The organism is Mesorhizobium sp. M1E.F.Ca.ET.041.01.1.1 (assembly GCF_003997355.1).
Lineage (GTDB): Bacteria > Pseudomonadota > Alphaproteobacteria > Rhizobiales > Rhizobiaceae > Mesorhizobium.
In genome coordinates this window covers 1-699 of record NZ_RZSL01001172.1, presented here as the reverse complement: position 1 = coordinate 699, position 699 = coordinate 1, and the positions used below count along the sequence as shown (strand labels likewise).

General features: G+C 64.9%; 1 protein-coding gene and 1 pseudogene. Both read right to left on the bottom strand.

Annotated elements, in window-relative coordinates; all coding sequences use genetic code 11:
- Window positions 1-203, bottom strand: a pseudogene (locus tag EOA38_RS39990) (hypothetical protein); the annotation flags it as partial.
- Window positions 204-236: 33 nt separating this feature from the next.
- Window positions 237-656, bottom strand: coding sequence for an HIT family protein (locus EOA38_RS38180; protein ID WP_126090388.1), 420 nt, complete (start codon window positions 654-656; stop codon window positions 237-239).
- Between the last annotated feature and the right edge of the window lie 43 nt (window positions 657-699).

Genomic DNA, 699 nt, shown 5'->3' with positions numbered 1-699 from the left:
CCCCTGCGCGAGCCGAGCCAGTTCGTCGGTTTCGCCGGAAACCAGATCGACCGGCAATCGGAAAACCGCGCCGTTTGATCGGCAAGGGCTTTCTCCACCGCGTCGTCGGCGCGGTTTTCCGATTGCCGGTCGATCTGGTTTCCGGCGAAACCGACGAACTGGCTCGGCTCGCGCAGGGGCGCGTCAAACAGACGAAAGCGCATGGGGTCTCGGGGTTCTGATGGACACTGGTCGGCTTATAGCGCTGCCTTGATCGTTTCGGCAAACCGGCGGATGTCGGGGCGTTGATAGGGCTCGCGCATGCCGTGCCCCCAGACCGGCCCCGGCCAGCCGGGGTCGCCTTCGGTGCGGGCGATGACGTGGACATGGAGTTGGCGCACGATGTTGCCGAGCGCGCCGGTGTTGATCTTGGTGCAGCCGGTCACCCGCTTCAGCGCCTGCGCCACCATGTTGGTCTCGAAGGTCAGCATCGCCTGGTCGAGCGGCGTCAGCTCGTGGATTTCCTCCACGCCTGGCCGCTGCGGCACCAGGACCAGCCACGGCCAGCGGCGATCGTTCATCAGCCTGAGTTCGCACAGGCCGAGCCACATGAGCTGCTCACTGTCCGCCTCCAATCGGGCGTCCAGCGTGAATCCGGCCTTGAGGCCAGGCAGCATGGGCGTTTCCTTCGCTTTTGTATATTTTCCAAGGCGGGGAACG

Bases quoted from the DNA above. Each gene is read 5' to 3' on its own strand.
- EOA38_RS38180 (WP_126090388.1), bottom strand. From the start codon at position 656: ATGCTGCCTGGCCTCAAGGCCGGATTCACGCTGGACGCCCGATTGGAG.